The 3,104-nt window shown below is 75.0% G+C and carries 1 protein-coding gene; it reads right to left on the reverse strand.

What is annotated here, in order from left to right; translation table 11 throughout:
• Positions 1 to 214: 214 nt before the first annotated feature.
• The gene (locus tag MW084_RS03650) at positions 215 to 2,758 is read right to left on the reverse strand and encodes a SpoIIE family protein phosphatase (RefSeq protein ID WP_029553894.1); all 2,544 of its coding nucleotides are present in this window, start codon (positions 2,756 to 2,758) and stop codon (positions 215 to 217) included.
• Between the last annotated feature and the right edge of the window lie 346 nt (positions 2,759 to 3,104).

Here is a 3,104-nt window from a genome sequence, read left to right on the forward strand (position 1 = left end):
GACNGGTGTCGGGTGGGCGGCGCCGGGTGGACGGTGTCGGGTGGGCGGCGCCGGGCAGGCGTCGCTGGGCAGGCGGAACAGCCCGGCCCGCCGGACGGAACCGGAAGCGGCCCGGCCCGGACCGGCCCGCCGGACGGAACCAGAAGCGGCCCGGCCCGCCGTGCGGAGCCGGGCCGGGCCGGGTGGGAGGGCCGCGATGAGGCGGGGCGCCCCGTCAGAACATGCTGAGCAGCTGCTCCACCGTGGGCTCCGCCGCCCCCTCGCCGTCGGGGAGGGCCAGCTCGAACCAGACCGTCTTGCCGCGGGGCGTCCTGCGCGAGCCCCAGCCGGCGCTGAGCAGCCCGACGAGTTGGAGCCCGCGCCCGCCCTCGTCGGTGTCGCGGGCGCGTCGGCGGCGGGGCTGGACGAGGCCCGTGTCCCACACCTCGCACACCAGCGTGCGGTCGCGCAGCAGCCGGAGCCGGATCTCCCCCTCGCCGTAGCGCAGGGCGTTGGTGACGAGTTCGCTGACGAGCAGTTCGACGGTGTCGATCAGCGGCTCCAGTCCCCAGGTGGTGAGCTGGTCGCGGGCCAGCTCGCGGGCGCGCCCCACCGACCGGGGCTCGCGCGGCAGGCGCCAGTCGCCGACCGCCTCGGCGGGCAGCCCGCGCACCCGGGCCATCAGCAGCGCGATGTCGTCCTGGCCGTGCCGGGTGTCGAGGGTGTTGAGGACGTGGTCGCAGGCGTCCTCCAGGGGGAGCTCGGGGCCGGTGAGGACGCTCCGGAGCGCCTGGAGTCCCTCGTCCAGGGGGTGGTCGCGGGACTCGACGAGCCCGTCGGTGTACAGGGACAGCAGCGCCCCTTCGGGCAGTTCGACCTCGACCTCCTCGAACGGCTCCCCGCCGACGCCGAGCGGCATCCCCGGCGGCACGTCGAGCAGCCGCGCCTCCCCGCCGGGCGCGACCAGCACCGGCGGCAGGTGCCCGGCGTTGGCGAACGTGCAGCGCCGGGTGACGGCGTCGTACACGGCGTACACGCAGGTCGCGAGGTACACCTCGGACAGTTCGGGGCCGCGCGGCCGGTGGGCCGCGCGCGAGGACTGGGTGCCGATGGGTGCGCCGAGGCCGCGGGCGATCTCGTCGAGGTGGGAGAGGACCTCGGCCGGTTCGAGGTCGAGCTGCGCCAGGGTCCTCACCGCGGTGCGGAGCTCGCCCATGGCGACGGCGGCGCGCAGGCCGCGGCCCATGACGTCGCCGACGACGAGGGCGGTGCGGTGGCCGGGCAGGTCGATGACGTCGAACCAGTCGCCGCCGACCTCGGTGGCGTCGTTGCCGGGGAGGTAGCGGCAGGCGATGTCCAGTCCGGCGGCCTCCGGGTCGCCGGGCGGGAGGAGGCTGCGCTGGAGGATCAGTGCGCGTTCGTGCTCGCGGCGGTAGAGGCGGGCGTTGTCGATGCAGACGGCGGCGCGGGCGGCGAGTTCGACGGCGAGGGCCCGGTCGCGCTCGCCGAACGGTTCGCTGCCCTTGGTGCGGGAGAACTGGACGAGCCCGACGACGGTGTCGTGGGCGACCATCGGCACGGCGAGGGTGGAGTGGACGGGGCCGCCGTCGTCGGGGACGAGGACGGGGCGGCCGGTGCTCAGGGCGGTGGCGCAGGGCGAGGTGAACGGGAAGCGGTGGACGGAGCCGACGCGGGGGGGCTCGGACCCGCAGCAGTCGGCGCCGCCGGCGGAGGGCGGGCCGACCAGGGGCGGCGTGTCGGAGACGGCGCTGGCGAAGGCGACGCGGCGGAGCTGGGCGGTGCGTCCCCCGGCCCGGCCCGGTGGGGCCTCGTCGCCGGTGAGGAGGCCCTGGTAGAGGTCGACGGCGGCGAGGTCGCAGAAGCCGGGGACGGCGACGTCGAGCAGTTCGCGGGCGGTGGTCTCCAGGTCCAGGGAGGTGCCGATGCGGGCGGTCGCGTCGTTGAGGAGGGCGAGGTTGCGGCGGGCGCTGGCGACCTCGCGGGCGGCGTTGTGACGGCGGGTCACGTCGGTGATGAGCCCGGCGACGCCGATGGGGCGGCCGGACCCGCTGTGCACGCGGTAGAGGTTGACCGACCAGTGGCGGCGGTCGGGGACGCCGGGCGCGGTACCGGTGATCTCCATGTCGGTGACGGGCTCGCCGGTCTCCAGGACGCGGCGGAGCGCGGCGGTCATCCGGCCGGCCTCGGGGAGGGAGAGGTAGTCGTGGACGGTGCGGCCCCGGTGGTCCTCGGCGGTGCCGCCGAAGACGGTGGCGAAGCGCCGGTTGGCACGCTGGACCGTCAGGTCCGTACCGAACAGCAGGAAACCGAAAGGGGATTGGCCGAATATCGCCTGCGAGGAGGCGAGGTCGGTCTCGATGCGGCGTAGGGCGCGTACGTCCACGGCGATACAGACGGCGCCGCGTTCACCGCGCTCGGTCTCGCTCGGCATGACGTACACCTCGGCGAGGCCGCGCGCGTGCCGCTCACCGGGGACGCGGAAGGGGACCAGGCCCGTCCACTCCTTGCCGTCGAGGATCTCGACGACCCTGCGGCGGCCCCGTGAGCGCAGTTCCGCGGGCAGGAACGCCTCGACGGGATCCAGCCCCGCCACCTGCTCGGCGGAGAGGCCGAACATCTCCGCGGCGCGCAGACTCCACTGGTCGACGAACCCGTCGGGACCTATGGAGAACGACGCCGCTCCGATGTAGTCGTAGATCGAGCCAGGCGGGCTGCACTGCCACACGACGCCGTCCGCCGTCCCAGATATCTCGCTCACGCGACCGTCCCCTCCAGCTCACCGCACCGGACCGGCCCTGCCCGCAGTATTCAGCACCACGGCCCCTGTCGGCACGCCGTTCGCGATCACAGGGTGGTCTCGTTCATTTTGAGCCGTGCCCGCGGTGATCGTTGTCCCTTCCCTCTTCTAACCCGGTGGAGACGGCTCGAACCACGCGGTCGCGCCCCTCCGGCCGTTTCCGTACCGCCGGCGAAGGACGGGCGGGCCCTGGGGCGCGTCCCGGTCCCGGCGGCCGGGCGGGCGCGGGACNNGCCCCNGGCGCGGGGCGGGTCCGGGAACACATCTGACGCAGGCAANNCCGACNACTGCGTCNGNNANNNCNNNG

Source organism: Streptomyces sudanensis, assembly GCF_023614315.1.
Taxonomy (GTDB): domain Bacteria; phylum Actinomycetota; class Actinomycetes; order Streptomycetales; family Streptomycetaceae; genus Streptomyces; species Streptomyces sudanensis.